The following is an 18,978-nucleotide window of genomic DNA, read 5'->3' on the forward strand; positions in this document are numbered from 1 at the left end:
TTAGTCTCCTTCGGATGGATCGATCTCGCCACGGCGCGCGCGCTCGGCCGCCAGGCGGTGCTTTTTGGTGTTGGTCGGGGCCGGCTTCTTGCCGGGCTTGTGAGCAGGCTTATCACCAGGCTTGGGTTTCGGCTTCTGGCTCTTCGCCGGGTCGCTCTTCTTGGCGTGGGCCGGTTGCGGCGGCGCGAGGCCGAGCTCGCGGCGCAGCTCGCGCTCGGCGGCCTTGCCGCGGCGCATCGATTCCTCGATCAATTCGTCGGTCAGCACCAGCCGTGCGTCCGAGATGTCCTCCATCACCAGGAGAACCTCGGCGTCCTCGTCGGGACGTGGATCGTCGCGCCTGATGCGCACCGCATCGCCCGCGACGCCGGCAAGCACGCCGCGGAACCGCTTGCGGCCCTGATGCGCCACCGCCATCTCGATCTTCACGAGATGCCCGGTGTAGCGCTCGAAGTCGGAGCGGCGCACCAGCGGGCGGTCGATGCCGGGCGAAGAGATTTCCAGCCGGTAGGCGCGCTCGATCGGGTCGGCGACATCGAGCACCGGCGACAGTGCGCGCGAGATCGCCTCGCAATCCTCGAGCTGCATCGAGCCGTCGGGGCGCTCCGCCATGATCTGCACGGTGCAGCCGGCATCGCCCGAGACCTTGATGCGCACCAGGCGATAGCCCATGCCCTGCAGCACCGGGACCGCGACCGCGGCGACGCGCGCCGCGACCCCGGGCTCGACGACGAGACGCGGCTCGGCGAGCAGTTCGGTGTCCACGGACGTGGCGGTCGGTTCGGTCATATCCAGTGTCAAAGGCTGTCTAAGGTCTTAAAGGCTGCTGAGGTCTGTTGTGTTGTTCAGGTGGCCTTAAGGGGCCGCTAACGCTACCCAAACCGGACCCGGCCTCGTTGGGTCCCGTCAGGTAATAAAAAAGAGCGGGTCCCGGGGGGCCCACTCTCCTACGCGATCGTATGAGATACCATAAGTTGCGCTGGATATAGCTCTTTTGCCCGGGTCCGGCAAGGCCCCCGGGTCCGGCGGGAGGCGATTTTACGGCTCTCCGGATGCCGGATTGATCTAACCCTCCGTTTACGAACGGGACCATAGATTGCCGAAAATCGGCAGAAGTCGCCGGTTGGACAAGGCTCATGACGACAGCCCCTGCGCTGATCCCGGAACTCGACGACATCGTTCGTCGCGGCGACCCCAAGCGCCGCGCCGAGGCCGCGCGGCGGCTCGGCGAGCTGTTCCTGCAGGGCGCCGCGAGTTTTCGCCCCGACCATATCGACCTGTTCGACGGGGTGCTGACGAGCCTGGTCCCGCATGCCGAGCTTGCCGCGCGGATCGATCTCGCCGAACGGCTCGCGCTGCTCGCCAACGCGCCGCGGCATCTGGTCGGGCAGCTCGCCCGCGACGACGAGGTCGCGATCGCGGGGCCGCTGCTGCGCCGATCGCCGGTGATTGACGAAAAGGTGCTGGTCGAGATCGCCAATGCCAAGGGCCAGGGGCATCTGCTCGCGATGGCCGAGCGATCGAAGCTCTCGACTGCGCTGACCGACGTCCTCGTCCGACGCGGCGATCGCGACGTCATCCGATGCGCGGCCGGCAATGCGGGCGCGGCGTTCTCGGACGCCTCCTTCACGACGCTCGTGCAACGCGCCGGCCAGGACGGCGTGCTGACGCTGCGGATCGGCCGCCGCGATGATCTTCCGCCCGAGCATCTGAAGGGCCTGCTCGCCGGCTCGATCGACGTGATCCGCCGCCGTCTGCATGCCGTCGCCAAGCCGGAACGCCAGGCCGAGATCAAGCTGGCGATGACCGAGATCGAGGGCGTGATCGTTCAGGTCGAGGGCCGCGATTTCACAGCCGCGCAGCGCGCCATCCTGGCGCTGCATCGCGCCGGCGAATTGAACGAGGCCGCGGTGGCCGGCTTCGCAAAGGCCTTCAAATATGAGGAATGCGTGGCGGCGCTTGCCGCGATGGCCGGCGTGAAAATCGTCACGCTCGATCGCCTGATCTCCGGCGACCGTTACGATCCGATCCTGATCGCCAGCAAGACGATCGGCTTCGAATGGCCGACCGTGCGCGCCCTGATCCTGATGCGGCTCGGGCCGAACCGCGTGCCGTCTCCTGCCGATATCGAAGGTGCGCGGGTGAATTTCGTGCGCCTGATGCCCTCGACGGCGCAGCGCGTCGTGGAGTTCTGGAAGTCGCGCTAGTCCGCAAGGGGACTCTTCATTCCGTCATCCTGAGGAGCGCGCATTTGCGCGCGTCTCGAAGGATGCACGGCCACGCTGTTGCAGCCGGGCCGTCGTGCTTCGAGACGGCCGCTTTGCGGCCTCCTCAGCATGACGGATCATAGTGCACACTTCCCAAACCCAAAATCGTTCCGCTATGCTTTCTGCAAGGCGCGACACAGCGCCAACGGGGAGATTGCCATGCTGACGGACGCCGACATTCAATCGCACGCCGCGCGGATCCGCGACGACGGATACACCGTGATCGAGCGCGCCGCCTCGCCCGATCTGGTCGAGGGGTTGAAGGCGGCGGTGCTGAGAATCGAGAGCGAGCACAATCTCGCACCTGCCAGGACGTCGTTCGAAGGCTTCAAGACGCTGCGCATCAACAACCTCCTGACCTATGACGATCTGTTCTGGGAGGTGCCGCTGCATGACAACGTGCTGCCGGTGGTCGAACGCGTGCTGGACAGGGAATGCCTGCTGTCGTCGTTCTGCTCGCTGGTGCTCGGGCCCGGCCAGGAGGCGCAGCCGATTCACGAAGACACCCAATTGATCCCGTTGCCGCGGCCGCACATCCCGATCACGATCAATGCGATCTGGGCGCTGTCCGATTTCCGCGAAGATAACGGCGCGACGCGGATCATCCCGCGCAGCCACAAATTCGATTCGTCGCCCGAATACGGCAAGGAGTACGACGCGGTCACCGCGACCATGCCGGCCGGCAGCGTGATGCTGTTCGACAGCGCGCTGTGGCATGGCGGTGGCGCCAACAGCAGCGACGCCAGGCGCTTTGCCTTCTCCTGCGCCTATTGCTGGGGCTGGATGCGGCAGCAGGAGAACCTGCAGCTCGGCATTCCGCGCGAGACCGCAGCCCGCTTTCCGCGCCGGCTGCAGGAATTGTGCGGCTACAGCGTCTACAAGGGCCAGTTCGGCCACATCGACAATCACGATCCGATCGAGCTGCTCGGCCGCGAGCGCGGCAAGCGGATGGTGTGGGAGGCGACCGACGTCAGGAAGGCGCGGCTGGCGGAAGCGAAGGGATAGCCACCCGTCATTCCGGGGCGGCGCGATAGCGACGAACCTGGAATCTCGAGGTTCCGGGTTCGATGCTGCGCATCGCCCCGGAACGACGGCGTCAAGGCAAGCGCTTGAACCTCAAATATGCCGCCTTGCGCCCTTCGCGCTCGGCCTTGGCGCCGTAGCGCGTCATCGTGTAGTTCGGCCACGGCTGTTGCCAGTCGCTTGCGCGCTCGGCGAGCCAGGCGAAGTCGGGCGAGCGCATCAAATGCGCCAGCGTCCAGGCGCAATAGTCGTCGATATCGCTGACGAAGCGGAATTCACCGCCCGGCGGCAGCAGCCGTGTCATGGCGGCGACCGTTGCATCCTGCACGAAGCGCCGCTTCCAGTGCCGCCGCTTCGGCCAGGGATCGGGATGGATCAGGTCGATGCGCGCAAGCGAGCGCGTCGGCGCCCAGGCCAGCAGTTCGGCCGCGTCGCCGGCGAACAGGCGGATATTGCCGATATTCAGCGCCTCGATCTGGGTCAGGATCTTCGCCATGCCGTTGACATAGGGCTCGCAGCCGATGAAGCCCGTGGTCGGAAAGGCCTGTGCCTCCGCGATCAGATGCTCGCCGCCGCCGAAGCCGATTTCGAGCCTGACATTCTCGATGCCGTCGTCGAACAACTCGGTCAGCGCCTCGGGCGCGGGCGCCGAGATGTCGACGGCCAGATGCGGCAGCAGAGTGTCGATCAGGTCGGCCTGGTGCGGGCGCAGCTTGTGGCCCTTGCGCCGTCCGAAGAACGAGCCGCGCGCATGCGCCATCGCGCCGTCGTCGGGGGAATCGCGATCGCCGCGGTCGCCTGGAGCCGGTGTCATCGCAGCGTTTGGCAGAGACGGTGGAGCAGCCGCGCGCGCGGCTCGATCGACGAGATGTAGAGCTGCTCGTAATGGGTATGCGCGCCCTTGCCGTCGACGCCGAGGCCGTCGAGGGTCGCGGTGTGCGGCGCGGTGAAATTGCCGTCGGAGCCGCCGCCGGTGAACACATCCGCCAGCTCGAAGCCGAGCTCGGCGGCCAGCCCCCTGGCGTGCTCGTAGAGTGCGGCGCCGGCGTTGCTTTTCTCATAGGGTGGACGGTTCAATTCGCCCGATATCTTCACGCTGACGCCCTCGGTGCGCGAGGTGATCCCGAGGATCTTCGGCACCAGCTCGTCGGCGTCGGCCATGGTCGGCACGCGCATGTCGACTTCCGCATAGGCCTCTTCGGCGATCACGTTCGGCTTGGTGCCGCCGCGGACGACACCGACATTGACGGTGACGCCGCGCTTGAGATCGTTCATGGCCTCCAGCGCCTGGATCACATTGCCGAGCTCCCGGATCGCGCTGCGGCCGTCCTCGGGGCGCGTGCCGGCATGCGCCGGCGCGCCCTTGATGAACACGTCGAAACGCGCAACGCCCTTGCGTCCGGTGACGATCTTGCCGCCGTCGCGCGCCGGCTCCGTCACCAGCACGTATTTGGCCTTGCGGCCCTCGGTCTCGATCAGTGCCCGCGAGGTCGGGCTGCCGATCTCCTCGTCCGATACGTAGAGCTGGGTGATGCCGAGCGGCGGGCGCGCATCGTCGGCGCAGACCTGCCGGAATGCGTGATAGGCGAGGTAGGCGCCGCCTTTCATGTCGTAGATGCCGGGGCCGAAGGCGCTGTCGCCGTCGACCTTGAATGGTAACCGTTCGATGAATCCCATCGGATGAACTGTGTCGAGATGGCTCAGCACCAGGATGCCCGGCGCGTCCTGGCCCCAGGACGAGCGCGTCACCAGGTGATCGCCGCAGCCGTCGCGTCCCGCAATGCGCTCCACCGTGGCCGGCAGGTCGCGATAGCCCGACGCGACGAGATCAGCCAGCTTGTTGACCTGATCGGGCCGCTCGGTCGGAGATTCGATCTCGACCCAGCGGCGGATGCCGTCGAGAATCACGGCGGTTTCGAACGGATTGCTGGACATGCTGTTGTCGTCGCCTGTGAATTCGCTTTGTCATTGCGCGCACGCGCCGAAGCACGATCCGGAATCATGCTCAAAGGAGGCGCTCAAGCGCGATGATGCTCAAGCTGAGCTCATCGCGTTGGCGCGCGCCGGAATGGCATATTCCAGATTTGACGATCTCTCAAATGGATATGGCTGAATCAGGCCTGCTCGGCTGCCTCGCGCGCCGCGATCTGCTCGACCAGTTCGACGATGCTGCGGCGGAGCTTGGCGTCCGCAATCCGCGTGAAGGCGCGGGTCAGGGCCAGGCCCTCGGCGGTTGCCAGAAAATCGGAGACGTAGGTCGGCGAGGCGCCCTCGCTGAAGCCGTCGGCGGTCTTGACCCCGCTCGGGCCGCCGTCGAACAGGAAGGAGACCGGCACCTGCAGGATTTCGGAGATCTGCTGCAGCCGGCTGGCGCCGACGCGGTTGGTGCCCTTCTCGTATTTCTGCACCTGCTGGAACGTCAGGCCTAGCGCCTCGCCCAGTTTTTCCTGGCTCATGCCGAGCATGATGCGTCGCATACGGACGCGGCTGCCGACATATTTGTCAACAGGATTGGGCGCTTTGGTGGACATCTCCAACTCTCCTAAGGGATTGCGCGCCCGTGGATGAGGCAAGTTGGAAGTGGAGTATGCCTCAGGCGCCGGTGCCGTCAAATCCTGCAAGGAGGATCGGGACGAAATGCGGACAATTTGCGCAAAGGGGCTGACTTGGCTTGTGATTTCGCGTGGACCCGTACAATGCGAAGTGCACGGTCGATCTGTCAACTGGTGGAATCATACTGAGGTAAATTTCGACGTTTTTTCGGGTTCGCGACAACCGGCGATATGCGGCCGTCAGGGTTTTCGCCTCACAAACCGCCGCCGCAACACGAACGCCAGGGCTGTGATCACAATCACAGCGGCGGGGATGTTCCCGACACGCGCATAGATCGTCGGCGCGATGGCCGCCGGCAGGCCGGCATCGAGCACGCCTTCGATGCCGAGCCCGAGTTGTGCGACGATCCGGCCAACCGGGTCGATCACGGCCGAGATGCCCGTATTGGCGGCGCGGACCATCGGCAGGCCTTCCTCGATGGTGCGCAGCCGAGCCTGTTGCAGGTGCTGGTAAGGGCCGGTCGAGATTCCGAACCATCCGTCATTCGTGACATTGACGATCCAGCCGGGACGGTCGTCGCGGCTCACGACATTGCCGGGAAAAATCGCCTCGTAGCAGATCAGCGGCAGGGCGCGCGGTGCATTCGGAATATCGAGCGTCCGGCGGATCGTGCCGGGAATGTAGCCGCCCTGCACCTTGGTGAGCTGCACGAAGCCGAGCTTCTCCATCCAGTCCTGGAACGGCAGATATTCTCCGAACGGGACAAGATGCAGCTTGTCGTAGACCGCGAGCACGCTGCCGTCGTGGTCGATGACGTAGATGGAATTATAGGCGCGCGTGACGCGGACGCCGGGCGGCAGATCGGGCGCGCGCACCGAGCCGGTGATCAGCACGGTTCCCTTCGGTAGCAGGTCGGCGATCTGCGCCATCGCGTCGGCTTCCTTGGTCAGGAAGAACGGAAACGCGGATTCCGGCCAGATCAGGATGGTGGCATCCTTCACGCCGGTGGCGTGCGGCCCGGAGGCGCGATCCGACAGGGTGAGATATTTCTGCATCACCGCCGCCTTGGCGGAGTAGTTGAACTTGGCGTCCTGCTGCAGATCGGGCTGCATGATGCGCAGCTTGACGCCGTCGACCAACCTGGTCGGCTGCTGCGCGAGGCGGACCACGCCGAACGCCAGCATCGCTGCAAGCACCAGCACCGCGGCCGCCGGCGCGCGCCACGGCTTGCGGCCGCGCGAGCCGCCGTCGATCAACACGGCCGGGCTTGCGAAGATCGCGACGGCCAGGAATGTCATGCCCCAGAGCCCGATCAGCGACGCGGTCTGCGCCAGCGCCAGCGGCTCGGTCAGCGCGTACCCGAACGCATTCCACGGAAAGCCGCTGAGGAGATGGCCGCGCAGCCATTCCGAAACCGTCAGGCTGACCGCGAGCGCCAGCACGCGCGAGGCGTCGCGCGGCCAGATCAGCCGCGCCAGCGCGAAGCCGAAGGCGGTGAACAAAGCGAGATAGGCGGGCAGGCCGAGCACCGCGAACGGCGTCAGCCAGGCGAAGGTGTCCGCATCGACGAAGAAGGCGTAGCCGATCCAGTACAGCCCCGGCACGAAATAGCCGAGGCCGAACCAGAAGCCGGACAGCGCCGCGGCGGGCACGCCGCGCCAGCGGCCGGCCGCGCTGCCGTCGATCAGCCAGACCGCGATGGAAAAGGTGAGAAACAGAACCGGCCAGGCGTTGAACGGCGCCATCGCCAGCGCAGACAGCGCGCCGGCCGTGAGCGCGAGGACGGCGCGTTTCCATCCCCAGGTCAGGATGATTGCAAGGCCGATCGATCGGAGCTTGTCGGACAGCCTCACTGCGGACCGGCTCCCTCGCCGGGCGGCGGCATGTTGTCATTCGCCTGCGGGTTTCCGGAGTCCGGCGACTGCTCGCGGCGCCGCTCGCGCTCCTTGCGCGGCGTCGGCCGCTCCTTGCGCGCGGTGATGCGCACGCGCTTGACCCGCCGCGGATCGGCGTCGAGCACCTCGACCTCGTAATTGCCGGGCCCCGAAATCACCTCGCCCCGCACCGGCAGGCGCCCGACGAACGATACGAGGTAGCCGCCGAGCGTCTCGACCTCCTCGCCGGCGTCGCCGATCACGAAATCCTCGCCGATCACCGAGCGGACATCGTCGAGGCTGGCGCGCGCGTCGGCGATGAAGGAGTTGTCCGGCTGGCGCACGATGGACGGCGGCTCGTCGGAATCGTGCTCGTCGTCGATCTCGCCGACGATCTGCTCGACGATATCCTCGATCGACACCAGCCCGTCGGTGCCGCCATATTCGTCGACCACCAAAGCGAGGTGGATCCGCGAGGCCTGCATCTGCGCCAGCAGGTCGATCGCGCGCATCGATGGCGGGATGTAGAGCAGCTTGCGGATGATATTGGCTTCCGACAGCGGCAGTGCGAGGTCGACGCTGCGCAGATCGAGCCCGGCCGGGAACGGCTTCTTGCGCTTCGTCTTGGTCGCGTCGGTGACGCGGGCTCTCGCGGTCATGAAGGCGAGCAGGTCGCGGATGTGCACCATGCCCTCGGGGTCGTCGAGGGTTTCGTTGTAGACGACGAGCCGCGAATGCGCCGCGCTCTCGAACAGGCTCATCAATTCGCCGAGCGGAATGTCGCGCTTGACCGCGACGATGTCGGCGCGATGCACCATGACGTCGGCGATCCGCCGCTCGTTCAGCGACAGGATGTTGCGCAGCATGGTGCGCTCGATCGCCGAGAAGCCGACGTCGTCGGGCGTCGAGGCGTCGAGCACCACCTGCAAATCGTCGCGCACCGAGCCGGCCTTCCAGCCGAACAGGGTGCGGATCGCGCGCACCAGCCAGCCCTCGGCCGCCGGGCGCTGCACCTCGCCCTCATGCACCACGGCGGGCAGGTTGCTCACGTTGCGCGGGTTGTCGTGGGTCGGTTCGGAATCCGGCATGTCAGGCGGTCCGATCCGCATAGGGGTCGGGAATGCCGAGGGAAGAGAGGACCTCGCGCTCGAGCGCCTCCATGTCCTCGGCATCGTCGTCGTTCTCGTGGTCGTACCCGATCAGGTGCAGGAAGCCATGCACCGCGAGATGGCTCAAATGATGGTCGAACGGTTTCCGTTCTTCATCGGCTTCCCGCCGCGTCGTCTCATAGGCGATCGCGATGTCGCCGAGCATGCGCGGGGCATCGTCGGGTCCGCCGGAGCCTTCCGGCTGCAGCGCCGGAAACGACAGCACATTGGTCGGCTTGTCGATGCTGCGCCAGTTGGCGTTGAGGGTGCGGATACCGGCATCGTCGGTCAGCATCACCGCAAGCTCGGCGTCGGCGACATCGGCATCGGCGATTTCAGCGGCAGCCTCGATGGCGCGGTGGATCACCGCGTCGGCATTGGGCTCGGCCTGCCAGCATTCGGCGGTGACGAGAACCTCGGTGGCAGGAAAAGCAGACACGTTGGTTTCAAAATCTGCGTTATGGCCGGATCCCGCGTCGTGCGGGCTCGCGGCCGAAGCTATTGGTCTCAAGATCTGGCGTTTGCCGGCTTTTGCGGCAATCCCTCATAGGCGGCCACGATGCGCGCCACCAATTCATGGCGGATGACGTCCTCGGCCTTGAAATGCACCTGGGCGATGCCCTCGACGCCGTCGAGCAGCTTCACGGCTTCCGTGAGGCCCGAGGCCTGGCCATGCGGCAGGTCGACCTGCGACGGATCGCCGGTGACGATCATCCGGCTGTTCTCGCCGAGACGCGTCAGGAACATCTTCATCTGCATCGTCGTGGTGTTCTGCGCCTCGTCGAGGATGATGGCGGCATTGGTCAGGGTGCGGCCGCGCATGAAGGCGAGCGGGGCGATCTCGATCTCGTTGCCCTGCAGCGCGCGCTCGACGACGCGGGCATCCATCAGATCGTACAGCGCGTCATAGATCGGGCGCAGATACGGATCGACCTTCTCCTTGAGGTCGCCGGGCAGGAAGCCGAGCCGCTCGCCGGCTTCCACCGCGGGCCGCGTCAGGATGATGCGATCGACCTCTTTGCGCTCGAACAGCTGCGCGGCATGGGCAACCGCGAGCCAGGTCTTGCCGGTGCCGGCCGGGCCGATGCCGAACACCAGCTCATGCCGCTTCAGGGCGCGGATGTAGGAATCCTGCGCAGCGGTGCGGGCGCGCACCGGACGCTTGCGCAGATTGATGGTCTCGAAGGTCGGCTTGGCGGTCTTGTTGTCGAATTCGAACAGCGAGCCCTGCGCGATCACGGCGCGGATCGCGCCTTCGACCTCGCCCTGATCGAGGTCGTGTCCTTCGACGGCCTGCGCGTAGAGCGTCTCCAGCACGCGCCGCGCCGCGTCGCAGCCGTCGCGGGAGCCTGCGATGGTAAGATGATTGCCGCGGGAATCGACAACGACGCCGAGCCGCCGCTCGATCAGCGCCAGATTCTGTCCGTAGGGGCCGACCAGCGCCGATGCCGCGCGGTTGTCGTCGAAATCGATGACGACCTGAGTTTCAGGGGGCCGGGTCTCAGGTGGCATTTGCATGTCGCGGTCAGGTTTGCGGCTGGGAGCGAGCGAAGACGAATCCGATGCGCTTTTGGGCAAGGATTTCAGGCTCCAATGGTCTGCGAAATGAGGCCGGGCGCGGGTCGCGTCGCGAGCTCGCCGATCAGGCTGTAGCGCTCGAGGCTGCCGATCCTCACCGGGAGGACCTGGCCGATGATGTCAGGCGACGCCATCACATGGGCGGGCTGCAGATAGGCGGTGCGGCCGACGATCTGGCCCGGATTGCGTGCGGCGCGCTCGAACAGCACATCGACCGTTGTGCCAATCGCAGCCCGGTTGAAGGCCGATTGCTGGCTGTCGATCAATTCCTGAAGCCGCCCCAAGCGCTCGTCCATCTCGGCTGCTGACACTGTCTCCCGCATCTCCGCCGCCGGCGTGCCCGGCCGTGGCGAATATTTGAATGAATACGCCGCAGCGTATCCGATTTGCGTGACAAGCGCGAGGGTGGCGGAAAATTCTTCCGCGGTCTCTCCGGGGAAGCCCACGATAAAATCTGATGAAAAAGCAATGTCTTGCCGCGCGGCGCGGAACCGGTCGATGACGCGCCGGTAGTCATCGGCGGTATGTTTGCGGTTCATGGCGGCAAGGATCCGGTCGGCCCCCGACTGCACCGGCAGGTGCACGAACGGCATCAGTTCGGGCAAATCGCGATGTGCCGCGATCAGGGCGTCGTCGACGTCGCGCGGATGGCTGGTGGAATAGCGCAGCCGTGTGACGCCAGGGATCTCGGCGAGGTGCTGCAACAATTTGCCGAGCGGCCAGACGCGGCCGTCGGGGCCTTCGCCGTGATAGGCGTTGACGTTCTGTCCGATCAGCGTGAATTCGCGCACGCCGTTGTCGGCGAGCTGCTTCACATCGTCGATGATCCTGGCGACCGGACGCGAGACTTCCGCGCCGCGCGTGTAGGGCACCACGCAGAAGGTGCAGAACTTGTCGCAACCTTCCTGCACCGTGACGAAGGCGGAGATGCCGCGGGCGCGGATCGCATCCGGCTTCGGCTGCGGCAGGAAGCCGAACTTGTCCTCGACCGGGAATTCCGTTTCCAGCGCGCGGCCGTTTGCCTTGGCGCGCTTCAAGAGCTCGGGCAGATGATGATAGCTCTGCGGCCCGACCACGATGTCGACGGTCGGCGCGCGATGGATGATCTCGGCGCCTTCGGCCTGCGCGACGCAGCCGGCGACCGCGATCTTCATCTCGCGGCCCGCCCGCGCGGCCTCGTCCTTGGCGACGCGAAGCCGCCCGAGTTCGGAATAGACCTTCTCCGACGCCTTCTCGCGGATGTGGCAGGTGTTGAGGATCACGAGGTCGGCGTCTTCGGCGCTCGCGGTCTCGACAAAGCCCTCGCCGGCCAGCGTGTCCGCCATGCGTTGCGCATCGTAGACATTCATCTGGCAGCCATAGGACTTGATGTGCAGCTTGCGCGGCGTCGTCATGGAACCCTGAGAACGAAAAATGGAAACGGCGCCATCGGGGCGCCGAGGCTGAAATATAGCTTAAACCGGGGAAAATCCAGCGGTCTGGACGTCATTCCGGGGCGATGCGTCAGCATCGAACCTCAGGTGCGCAATTGCGCACCGGGGAATCTCGAGATTCCGCTCCCTTCGGTCGCGCCCCGGAATGACCTCGCAGGGTCAGTCAGCGCTCGCCGTAGCCCCCACCCGGGCGATCAAACCGGGCAATTTCCGCATATCGGCGAAGGTGACGGCCGCGCCGGCCTGGCGCAGCATGTCCTCGTGTTCCGCCGTGCAATGGCTGCCGCCGTAAAAACCGAGCACGGTCATCCCGGCGGCGCGGGCGCCGGTGACGCCGGCCACGCTGTCCTCAATCACGACGCAACGCGCCGGGCTGGCACCCATCTGCGCCGCCGCGAACAGGAAGAGATCGGGCGCCGGCTTGCCGCGCTTGACCTGGGTGGCGGAGAAAATATGCGGTGCGAGCTGGTCGTAGAGCCCGGCGCAGGTCAAGCCGTGATGGATCTTTTCCGGCGTGCCGCTCGACGCCACGCATTTCGGTAAGCCGAGCGCGGCGATCGCCTCGCCGACATGCGCGATCGCGCTGAGATCGTCGGCATAGAAGCTCAGCGTCGCGTGCTTGACCTCGGCCTCGAAGGTCTCGGGCAGCGCGCGGCCGATCTCGCTCTCGACGATCCGCCGCGCCTCGCGGTCGGACACGCCGAGGAAGCGCTTCAGCACGCCGTCGGGTGTAATCGGAAAGCCGTGCCGCGTCAGCGTCTCCGCGTGCGCGCGACAGGAGATCACCTCGCTGTCGACCAGCACGCCGTCGCAATCGAAGATGACGAGGTCGAAACTCACCCGGCTTACGACTTGCTGTCTTCGTCGAGCGGGACGCAATACAGCTCGAGACGGTGATCGACCAGCTTGTAGCCGAGCTTGCGCGCGATCTCGGCCTGCAGCTTCTCGATCTCTTCGGAGGTGAACTCGATCACCTTGCCGTCGCGCAGATTGATCAGGTGGTCGTGATGGCTCTCGGGCATCTGCTCGTAGCGCGCGCGGCCCTCGCGGAAGTCGTGGCGCTCGATGATGCCGGCATCCTCGAACAGCTTGACAGTGCGATAGACGGTCGAGATCGAGATCTTGTCGTCGACCGCCACGCAGCGGCGGTAGAGCTCCTCGACGTCAGGGTGATCCATGGCCTCCGCCAGCACGCGTGCGATCACACGGCGCTGTTCGGTCATGCGCATGCCGGTCGCGGCGCAGCGCGCCTCGATGCCGGTATTCTTCTGCGCAGGCGTGATTTTCACCGTCGTCATGGGTCCTTGGCAGGTCCTTGGCCAGTCCTTGAGCCTTGGATGGCAGAGCAGGGCGCTGTTCTGCCATCGCGCCGATGTTACGACAAGTCGCGGCGCATCAGAAGCGCGTTCAAATGTTCCCCGCCGGGCTGCTTGTAGTAGCGTTCGCGGCGGCCGATCACGCCGAATCCGGCCTTTTCGTAGAGCCGTCGCGCCGGCTGATTGTTCTCTTCCACCTCGAGGAAGATGGTGCGGATGCCGCGGCCGGCAAGATGGCCGAGATGGGTCAGCAACAGGTCGCGCGACAACCCGCGGCCGCGCTGATTGGAATCGATCGCAATCGACAGGATTTCGGCTTCGTCCGCCGCCATCCGCGAGACGGCAAAGCCGATCACCTTGCGTCCCTGCCGCAGCCGGTGCACCAGCGTGTTGCGCTCGGTCAGCATCGCCTCGAATTCGCCCTCGCCCCAGCCGCGATGAAACGACGCGCCGTGCAATTGCGCGAGCCGCGCGGCGTCGCGCAGCGATGCGGGCTCGACCGCGGGGGGACCGCCGCCCCACCATCGTGACAGCCAGCCGATCATGTCGATCGCGGCGTGCTGATTTCGAGCCGGTCCTTCGGCGGCTTGGCGTCGGGCGCACGCAGATAGAACGGCCGCGGCGGCGCGGTTTCAGGATCCACGGCCGCGCCGATCCAGGCGACCCAGGTAATATCGGGCGCGGGCTGCCGGTCGACCTTGACCGGCGGTGCGGCGTCGGCGGGCCAGCGCTCGGCGAGGATATTGGCGGCGTTGCCGACCAGATGCAGCGCGCCGTGTTGTGAGGCCTCGAGCGCTTCGGCGATCGGCGCCACCTTCGGCTTGATGATCGGGCTGCCGTCGCCGCCCACCAGTTGGAAATAGACGTGATCATGCCGCGCATCGATCGCCGACAGGATCGCGGACGCGCCATTCTCGGCGACGACAGGCGCGGCGTAGGCGGCGAGCGTCGACAGTCCGACCACCGGCTTTTCCGCGGCCAGCGCCAGGCCGCGCGCCGCCGAGAGGCCGACGCGCAGGCCAGTGAAACTGCCGGGGCCGGTGGTGACGGCGATGCGGTCGAGCCCGGCAAAGCCGATGCCGCTCTCTTTCATCACCCGAGCGATCAGCGGCATCAGCGCCTCGGCATGGCCGCGCTGCATCGCCTGCGATTCAATGGCGATTGTATTGCCGGAGGTGGTGTCGAGCACCGCCGCGGAGCAGGCGTCGAGCGCCGTATCGATGGCGAGAATCATCATGGGAGGGCGAATAGCGAATAGGGAATGGCGAATAGGGGTCTTGCGGAGAATGCTATTCGCGATTCGCCACTCGCCATTCGCCGCTCCATCACATCGGCCGGACTTCCTGCACGTCGGGCACGAAGTGCCGGAGCAGGTTCTGGATGCCGTGTTGCAGGGTTGCGGTCGATGACGGGCAGCCGGCACAGGAGCCCTTCATGTTGAGATAGACGATGCCGTCCTTGAAGCCGCGGAAGGTGATGTCGCCGCCGTCATTGGCGACCGCGGGACGCACACGGGTCTCGATCAGGTCCTTGATCTGCTCGACCGTCTCGGCGTCGGCCTCGTCGAAGAACTCGCCTTCCTCATCGCGGGCGTCGTCGCTGGCCGCGGTGCCGTCGGCGAGCAGCGGCGCGCCGGACATGTAGTGCTCCATGATCGCGCCGAGGATCGCGGGCTTGAGGTGCTGCCAGTCGCCGTCCGCCTTGGTCACGGTGATGAAGTCGCCGCCGTAGAACACGCCGGTGACGCCGGATACGGCGAACAGCCGTTCGGCGAGCGGCGAGCGCGCGGCGGATTCGGGCGAGGAGAATTCCATGGTGCCGCTGTCGAGCACCATGCGGCCCGGGATGAATTTCAGCGTGGCGGGATTGGGCGTGGCTTCGGTCTGAATGAACATCTGCTGTCTCCGGCGTCGCCGGTTCAAGGCCGGCGCGTTGGGTTCCATTATAGCGTTTTCGAGCGAAGTGACACCGGTTCGCGAAGAAAACGCGTCAAATCAAGGAGTCAGATGGCAACTAAAAAGCCCGCGATCAAGCCGCAAAACCGCGGTTCCAGGCGCATACCCATGCCCGGAACCGGGTCGGTGCGATAATGCCCTAGGACAGGGCGTCGATCTCGGCGTCGGTCAGGCCGCCCGGCACGATGGTTACCGGGATCGGGAATGCCCCCATGGTCTTGGCCATGGTGGTGATGATCGGCCCGGGCCCCTCGGCGCCCGGGTTGGCGGCCAGCACCAGCGCTGCGATATCGACGTCCTTGTCGATCACGTCGAGGATCTGTTCGATTGGGTCGCCCTCTCGAATCACCCGCTCCGGGGTGATCGCGGCGATGCCGTTGGCGCGGCCGGCGGCGCGGTCGAGCGCCTCATTGGCGGCCTCCTCGGCCTCCGCGCGCATGATGTCCGCGACCCCGAGCCATTGCTGGTTCTGGTCCTCGGTCTCGATCACCCGCAGCATCACGACGCCGCCGCCGACCCGGATCGCCCACCGGCTGGCGTAGTAGACCGCGCGGTCCCATTCCGCAGTGTCGTCAACGATGACGAGGCATTTCGGCTTGTGACCTGACTCGTAGCTGCGTCGCTGGGTGGTCATGCATGTCCCGGTGCTGAACCAAACCGACCCATGGTGCCATACTCCCTCGCCGTTTGGGAGAGGGAGCGCGCAGTTCCTGCCTTGCGCGTCAGCGCGGGCGGATGAAGCCGACGATGTCCTTGGTGGTGCGCATGGTCTCGTCGGCGATGCCGCGGGCGCGGTTGGCGCCGTCGGCGAGGACCGCGTCGACATGGCCGGGATCGGCGACTAGCTTCTTCATCTCGGAGGCGATCGGCGCCAGTTTCGTGACGCAAACCTCGACCAGCGCGTTCTTGAAGCTGGAGAACTGCCCGCCGCCGAACTGCGTCAGCACCTCCTGCTTGGAGATGCCGGCCAGCGCCGCGTAGATGCCGACCAGATTGTCGGCCTCGGGGCGCGTCTCCAGGCCCTTTTCCTCCGACGGCAGCGGCTCGGGATCGGTCTTCGCCTTGCGGATCTTCTGCGCGATGGTGTCGGCGTCGTCGGTGAGGTTGATGCGCGAATTGTCCGACGCATCCGACTTCGACATCTTCTTGGTGCCGTCGCGCAGGCTCATCACCCGCGTCGCCGGCCCCGTGATCAGCGGCTCGGGCTGCGGGAAGAACAGGCCGTCGGCGAAACCATGACCACGAATTGAATCGCCGAAATCGTTGTTGAATTTCTGCGCGATGTCGCGGGACAGCTCCAGATGCTGCTTCTGGTCCTCGCCGACCGGCACATGGGTCGCGCGGTAGAGCAGGATGTCGGCGGCCATCAGCACCGGATAGTCGTAGAGGCCGACCGAGGCGTTCTCGCGGTCCTTGCCGGCCTTCTCCTTGAACTGCGTCATGCGGTTCAGCCAGCCGATCCGCGCGACGCAGTTGAAGATCCAGGTCAGCTCGGCATGGCCGGCGATCTGGCTCTGGTTGAACACGATGTGCTTCTTGGCATCGATGCCGGCGGCGATAAAGGCCGCGGTGACCTCGCGGGTGTTGCGGGCGAGCTCGGCCGGGCCGCCCCAGACCTCGACGCCCTGCGTGATCGCATGCATGTCGACGACGCAATAGATGCAGTTATGGGTCTGCTGCATCTTCACGAAGTTGACGATGGCGCCGAGGTAGTTGCCGAGGTGCAGATTGCCCGTCGGCTGGACGCCTGAGAAAACCCGTTCAACGAACGCCATGGTCTCGATTCCCGGAAATGGCTAGTTTTGCCGCGTCGTTTGCCACTTAAGCTCCGCGCGCGCAAGTCAGGCGGGGCGCCTTTGCCTGACGGCGTTAACCGCCTCGCGCCAGCCGGTGACGCCGAAAAGCTGCAAGAACAGCCCGTAACCGGCGATACCTGAGGCGATCAGCACGAGCAGGGAGGCTGCCTGCACGAAACCGTGGCTACCGGCGGACGGCAGCGCGCCCTCCGCAAGCCAGAGCAGGGCGCCCATCGCGAGGGCCGCGGCCAGGATGCGCGGCAGCCGGCGGCGCGCATCGGCATCGATCGAGAAGCCGAAGGTCGCGGCCCCCTTGCGGATCAGTGCCAGTGCGTTGCTCCAGGCGCCGAGCGCGATGCCTGCGGCAATTCCGCTCGCGCCGAAGATCTGCCCGAGCAGGAAGGCCGCCGCGATCGTAACCACGATAGCCTTCAGCGTCGCGAGCAGCGGCGTCAGCGTGTCCTCGCGCGCGAAGAACGCCGGCGACAGCGCCTTCACCAGCACATGCGCCGGCAAGGCCAGCGTCAGCCAGATCAAGGCTTGCGCGGTTGCCGCGCTATCCTGGGCGGTGAACGCGCCGTGCTCGAACAGCATCCGCACGATCGGCTCGCTCAGCACCATCAGGCCGAGCGTCGCCGGCAGCGCCAGCCCGACCGCAAGCTCGAGGGCACGCGATTCCGCATGCGCGATCGCGCTGGATTCGCCGCTGCGCACGGCGCGCGTCATCTCCGGGATCAGCACCGTGCCCATGGCGACGCCGACAATGCCGAGCGGCAGCTCGAGCAGGCGGTTGGCGAAATAGAGCCAGGACACCGCCGACGGCGAGATCGATGCGATCACCGCGCCTGCCACCATCAGCCATTGCGGCGCGCTGCTCGCGACCATGCCCGGGACCGCGCGGCCGAGAAAGCGGCGCATGTCAGGATCGAAGGACACGCTGAGCGGCGAAGCGAGTTTCGCGCCGCGCAGCGCCAGCATCGACAGTTGCAGGAAGCCGGCGATGCCGATCGTCGCCGCCATGACAATCGCCGCCTGCGCCGGCTCCTGCTGCCACACTAACAGCACGGCCATCACCGATATCAGCGCGATGTTGAACAACAGCGGCGAGAACGCGGTCAGCGCGAAACGTCCCTGGGCGCTGAGCAGCGCCATCATCACGGTGACCGGGCCGGCGAAGGCGAGATAGGGCAGCATCAGCCTCGCGTCGTCGACGGCGAATTGCAGCGTGTCGCGGCCGACAAAACCCGGCGCGATCGCCGCGATCACCAGCGGCATCAGCACGCCGATGACGAGCGCGGCCGCGATCACAGCGGCACTGACGGTGCCGAGCACGCGGCCGGCAAAGGCGGTTGCCGCCTCCAAGCCGCCGGCATCGCGCGCCTTCAGCCAGGCCGGCACCAGGGCGGCATTCAGTCCGCCCTCGGACAACAGCCGTCGCACCACATTCACAAGCTGGAATGCCGCCAGGAAGGCATCCGCCACCGGTCCCGCGCCCAGCAGCGCCGCGATCACGGAATCGCGCACGAAGCCGAGCAGTCGCGAGGCCAGCGTTCCAGAGGAGACCGTGAGGAAGGAGCGGAACATCGTGTGTCTCTATAGCAGTAGCTCGCGTTGCTGCCAGCGGCACTCTAACGGACCCGTCATCCTGAGGTGCGAGCCTTGCGGCGCAATTGCGCCGCTGGGCTAGCCTCGAAGGATGAATCGGCCAGAGTGGGGCCGCGCATCCTTCGAGACGCGCGTTCCGCGCTCCTCAGAGTCTGACTCATAAATCACCCAACCTTAGCTGCAGCCGCGAGTCTGCGGGTCAGGAGCCTGATGTGTGCAATCAGCAGCCAGGCAGCTTCGGTTGCCACCGTCGCCTCGAAGTCCTTGGCGAGGCGGCGGCATCTGCCGAACCAAGCGAATGTGCGTTCAACCACCCACCGCCTCGGCAGAAGCTGGAAGCCTTTGACGCCTTGAGGCCGCTCGACGATCTCGACAGTCCATGGACCGCAGTCTGAGAGCGCGTCGAGGAGTTGATTTCCGCGGTAGACCC

General features: G+C 66.1%; 20 protein-coding genes. 2 read left to right on the forward strand and 18 right to left on the reverse strand.

The window, feature by feature from the left end:
- The gene (gene rimP / locus J6525_RS39810) at positions 1-789 is read right to left on the reverse strand and encodes a ribosome maturation factor RimP (RefSeq protein ID WP_225648720.1); all 789 of its coding nucleotides are present in this window, start codon (positions 787-789) and stop codon (positions 1-3) included.
- A gap of 347 nt (positions 790-1,136) precedes the next feature.
- On the opposite strand from rimP, the gene J6525_RS39815 reads away from it, so the two are divergent.
- Both J6525_RS39815 and J6525_RS39820 read left to right on the forward strand, forming a co-directional pair.
- Entirely contained in the window at positions 1,137-2,207 is a 1,071-nt protein-coding gene (locus tag J6525_RS39815; protein ID WP_225648721.1) for a DUF2336 domain-containing protein, read from the forward strand.
- Positions 2,208-2,426: 219 nt separating this feature from the next.
- A complete protein-coding gene (locus tag J6525_RS39820; RefSeq protein ID WP_092081016.1) occupies positions 2,427-3,272 on the forward strand; it encodes a phytanoyl-CoA dioxygenase family protein in 846 nt (281 codons plus the stop codon).
- A 91-nt stretch (positions 3,273-3,363) separates the two neighbouring features.
- Here J6525_RS39820 and trmB read toward each other — a convergent pair whose 3' ends face one another.
- The 17 genes from trmB to J6525_RS39905 form a co-directional block, all read right to left on the reverse strand.
- On the reverse strand, positions 3,364-4,104 hold the full coding sequence (trmB, locus tag J6525_RS39825) for a tRNA (guanosine(46)-N7)-methyltransferase TrmB (protein ID WP_225648722.1): 741 nt from the start codon (positions 4,102-4,104) through the stop codon (positions 3,364-3,366).
- Positions 4,101-5,225 (reverse strand): M20 family metallopeptidase, encoded by a 1,125-nt coding sequence (locus tag J6525_RS39830; RefSeq protein WP_225648723.1) that lies wholly within the window; start codon positions 5,223-5,225, stop codon positions 4,101-4,103. Before J6525_RS39830 ends, trmB begins: the two co-directional genes overlap by 4 nt.
- A 179-nt stretch (positions 5,226-5,404) precedes the next feature.
- A complete protein-coding gene (locus J6525_RS39835) occupies positions 5,405-5,821 on the reverse strand; it encodes a helix-turn-helix domain-containing protein (protein ID WP_028335515.1) in 417 nt (138 codons plus the stop codon).
- 261 nt (positions 5,822-6,082) lie between these two features.
- The gene (gene lnt, locus J6525_RS39840; RefSeq protein ID WP_225648725.1) at positions 6,083-7,696 is read right to left on the reverse strand and encodes an apolipoprotein N-acyltransferase; all 1,614 of its coding nucleotides are present in this window, start codon (positions 7,694-7,696) and stop codon (positions 6,083-6,085) included.
- A complete protein-coding gene (locus tag J6525_RS39845) occupies positions 7,693-8,805 on the reverse strand; it encodes a hemolysin family protein (RefSeq protein ID WP_225648727.1) in 1,113 nt (370 codons plus the stop codon). Before J6525_RS39845 ends, lnt begins: the two co-directional genes overlap by 4 nt.
- A 1-nt stretch (position 8,806) precedes the next feature.
- Entirely contained in the window at positions 8,807-9,304 is a 498-nt protein-coding gene (ybeY, locus tag J6525_RS39850) for an rRNA maturation RNase YbeY (RefSeq protein ID WP_225648728.1), read from the reverse strand.
- 68 nt (positions 9,305-9,372) lie between these two features.
- Positions 9,373-10,443 (reverse strand): PhoH family protein, encoded by a 1,071-nt coding sequence (locus J6525_RS39855; protein ID WP_077231173.1) that lies wholly within the window; start codon positions 10,441-10,443, stop codon positions 9,373-9,375.
- A 5-nt stretch (positions 10,444-10,448) separates the two neighbouring features.
- Positions 10,449-11,837: a tRNA (N6-isopentenyl adenosine(37)-C2)-methylthiotransferase MiaB gene (gene miaB, locus J6525_RS39860; protein ID WP_225648729.1), complete on the reverse strand. Its 1,389-nt coding sequence runs from the start codon at positions 11,835-11,837 to the stop codon at positions 10,449-10,451.
- A gap of 198 nt (positions 11,838-12,035) precedes the next feature.
- Positions 12,036-12,716 (reverse strand): HAD family hydrolase, encoded by a 681-nt coding sequence (locus J6525_RS39865; protein ID WP_225648730.1) that lies wholly within the window; start codon positions 12,714-12,716, stop codon positions 12,036-12,038.
- A gap of 5 nt (positions 12,717-12,721) precedes the next feature.
- Positions 12,722-13,174 carry a Fur family transcriptional regulator gene (locus J6525_RS39870; RefSeq protein WP_016840396.1) on the reverse strand — a complete coding sequence of 151 codons (453 nt, stop codon included), beginning with the start codon at positions 13,172-13,174 and terminating at the stop codon, positions 12,722-12,724.
- 77 nt (positions 13,175-13,251) lie between these two features.
- On the reverse strand, positions 13,252-13,737 hold the full coding sequence (gene rimI / locus J6525_RS39875; RefSeq protein ID WP_057015309.1) for a ribosomal protein S18-alanine N-acetyltransferase: 486 nt from the start codon (positions 13,735-13,737) through the stop codon (positions 13,252-13,254).
- Complete coding sequence (gene tsaB / locus J6525_RS39880) at positions 13,734-14,429, reverse strand: tRNA (adenosine(37)-N6)-threonylcarbamoyltransferase complex dimerization subunit type 1 TsaB (protein ID WP_028343897.1); 696 nt, start codon at positions 14,427-14,429, stop codon at positions 13,734-13,736. The genes rimI and tsaB overlap by 4 nt, the downstream gene beginning before the upstream one ends.
- Before the next feature lie 88 nt (positions 14,430-14,517).
- A complete protein-coding gene (locus J6525_RS39885; RefSeq protein ID WP_092081301.1) occupies positions 14,518-15,087 on the reverse strand; it encodes a NifU family protein in 570 nt (189 codons plus the stop codon).
- A gap of 199 nt (positions 15,088-15,286) precedes the next feature.
- On the reverse strand, positions 15,287-15,781 hold the full coding sequence (locus J6525_RS39890) for a universal stress protein (RefSeq protein WP_028335525.1): 495 nt from the start codon (positions 15,779-15,781) through the stop codon (positions 15,287-15,289).
- Positions 15,782-15,869: 88 nt separating this feature from the next.
- A complete protein-coding gene (gene trpS, locus J6525_RS39895; protein WP_225648732.1) occupies positions 15,870-16,922 on the reverse strand; it encodes a tryptophan--tRNA ligase in 1,053 nt (350 codons plus the stop codon).
- 66 nt (positions 16,923-16,988) lie between these two features.
- A complete protein-coding gene (gene murJ, locus J6525_RS39900) occupies positions 16,989-18,527 on the reverse strand; it encodes a murein biosynthesis integral membrane protein MurJ (protein ID WP_225648733.1) in 1,539 nt (512 codons plus the stop codon).
- Positions 18,528-18,712: 185 nt separating this feature from the next.
- A partial coding sequence (locus J6525_RS39905) for a transposase (protein WP_225648735.1) occupies positions 18,713-18,978 on the reverse strand: 266 nt, incomplete at its 5' end.

Origin of the sequence: Bradyrhizobium australafricanum (assembly GCF_020329495.1) — a bacterium.
In the GTDB taxonomy this organism is placed as follows: Bacteria; Pseudomonadota; Alphaproteobacteria; order Rhizobiales; family Xanthobacteraceae; genus Bradyrhizobium; species Bradyrhizobium australafricanum.

Excerpts from the sequence above, each read along its gene's own strand:
- J6525_RS39815 (WP_225648721.1), top strand. The coding sequence starts at position 1,137 with ATGACGACAGCCCCTGCGCTGATCCCGGAACTCGACGACATCGTTCGT.
- tsaB (WP_028343897.1), bottom strand. The coding sequence starts at position 14,429 with ATGATGATTCTCGCCATCGATACGGCGCTCGACGCCTGCTCCGCGGCG.
- J6525_RS39845 (WP_225648727.1), bottom strand. The coding sequence starts at position 8,805 with ATGCCGGATTCCGAACCGACCCACGACAACCCGCGCAACGTGAGCAAC.
- trpS (WP_225648732.1), bottom strand. The coding sequence starts at position 16,922 with ATGGCGTTCGTTGAACGGGTTTTCTCAGGCGTCCAGCCGACGGGCAAT.
- trmB (WP_225648722.1), bottom strand. The coding sequence starts at position 4,104 with ATGACACCGGCTCCAGGCGACCGCGGCGATCGCGATTCCCCCGACGAC.
- miaB (WP_225648729.1), bottom strand. The coding sequence starts at position 11,837 with ATGACGACGCCGCGCAAGCTGCACATCAAGTCCTATGGCTGCCAGATG.
- J6525_RS39890 (WP_028335525.1), bottom strand. The coding sequence starts at position 15,781 with ATGACCACCCAGCGACGCAGCTACGAGTCAGGTCACAAGCCGAAATGC.
- murJ (WP_225648733.1), bottom strand. The coding sequence starts at position 18,527 with ATGTTCCGCTCCTTCCTCACGGTCTCCTCTGGAACGCTGGCCTCGCGA.
- J6525_RS39885 (WP_092081301.1), bottom strand. The coding sequence starts at position 15,087 with ATGTTCATTCAGACCGAAGCCACGCCCAATCCCGCCACGCTGAAATTC.
- rimI (WP_057015309.1), bottom strand. The coding sequence starts at position 13,737 with ATGATCGGCTGGCTGTCACGATGGTGGGGCGGCGGTCCCCCCGCGGTC.
- J6525_RS39835 (WP_028335515.1), bottom strand. The coding sequence starts at position 5,821 with ATGTCCACCAAAGCGCCCAATCCTGTTGACAAATATGTCGGCAGCCGC.
- rimP (WP_225648720.1), bottom strand. The coding sequence starts at position 789 with ATGACCGAACCGACCGCCACGTCCGTGGACACCGAACTGCTCGCCGAG.
- J6525_RS39820 (WP_092081016.1), top strand. The coding sequence starts at position 2,427 with ATGCTGACGGACGCCGACATTCAATCGCACGCCGCGCGGATCCGCGAC.
- J6525_RS39830 (WP_225648723.1), bottom strand. The coding sequence starts at position 5,225 with ATGTCCAGCAATCCGTTCGAAACCGCCGTGATTCTCGACGGCATCCGC.
- J6525_RS39870 (WP_016840396.1), bottom strand. The coding sequence starts at position 13,174 with ATGACGACGGTGAAAATCACGCCTGCGCAGAAGAATACCGGCATCGAG.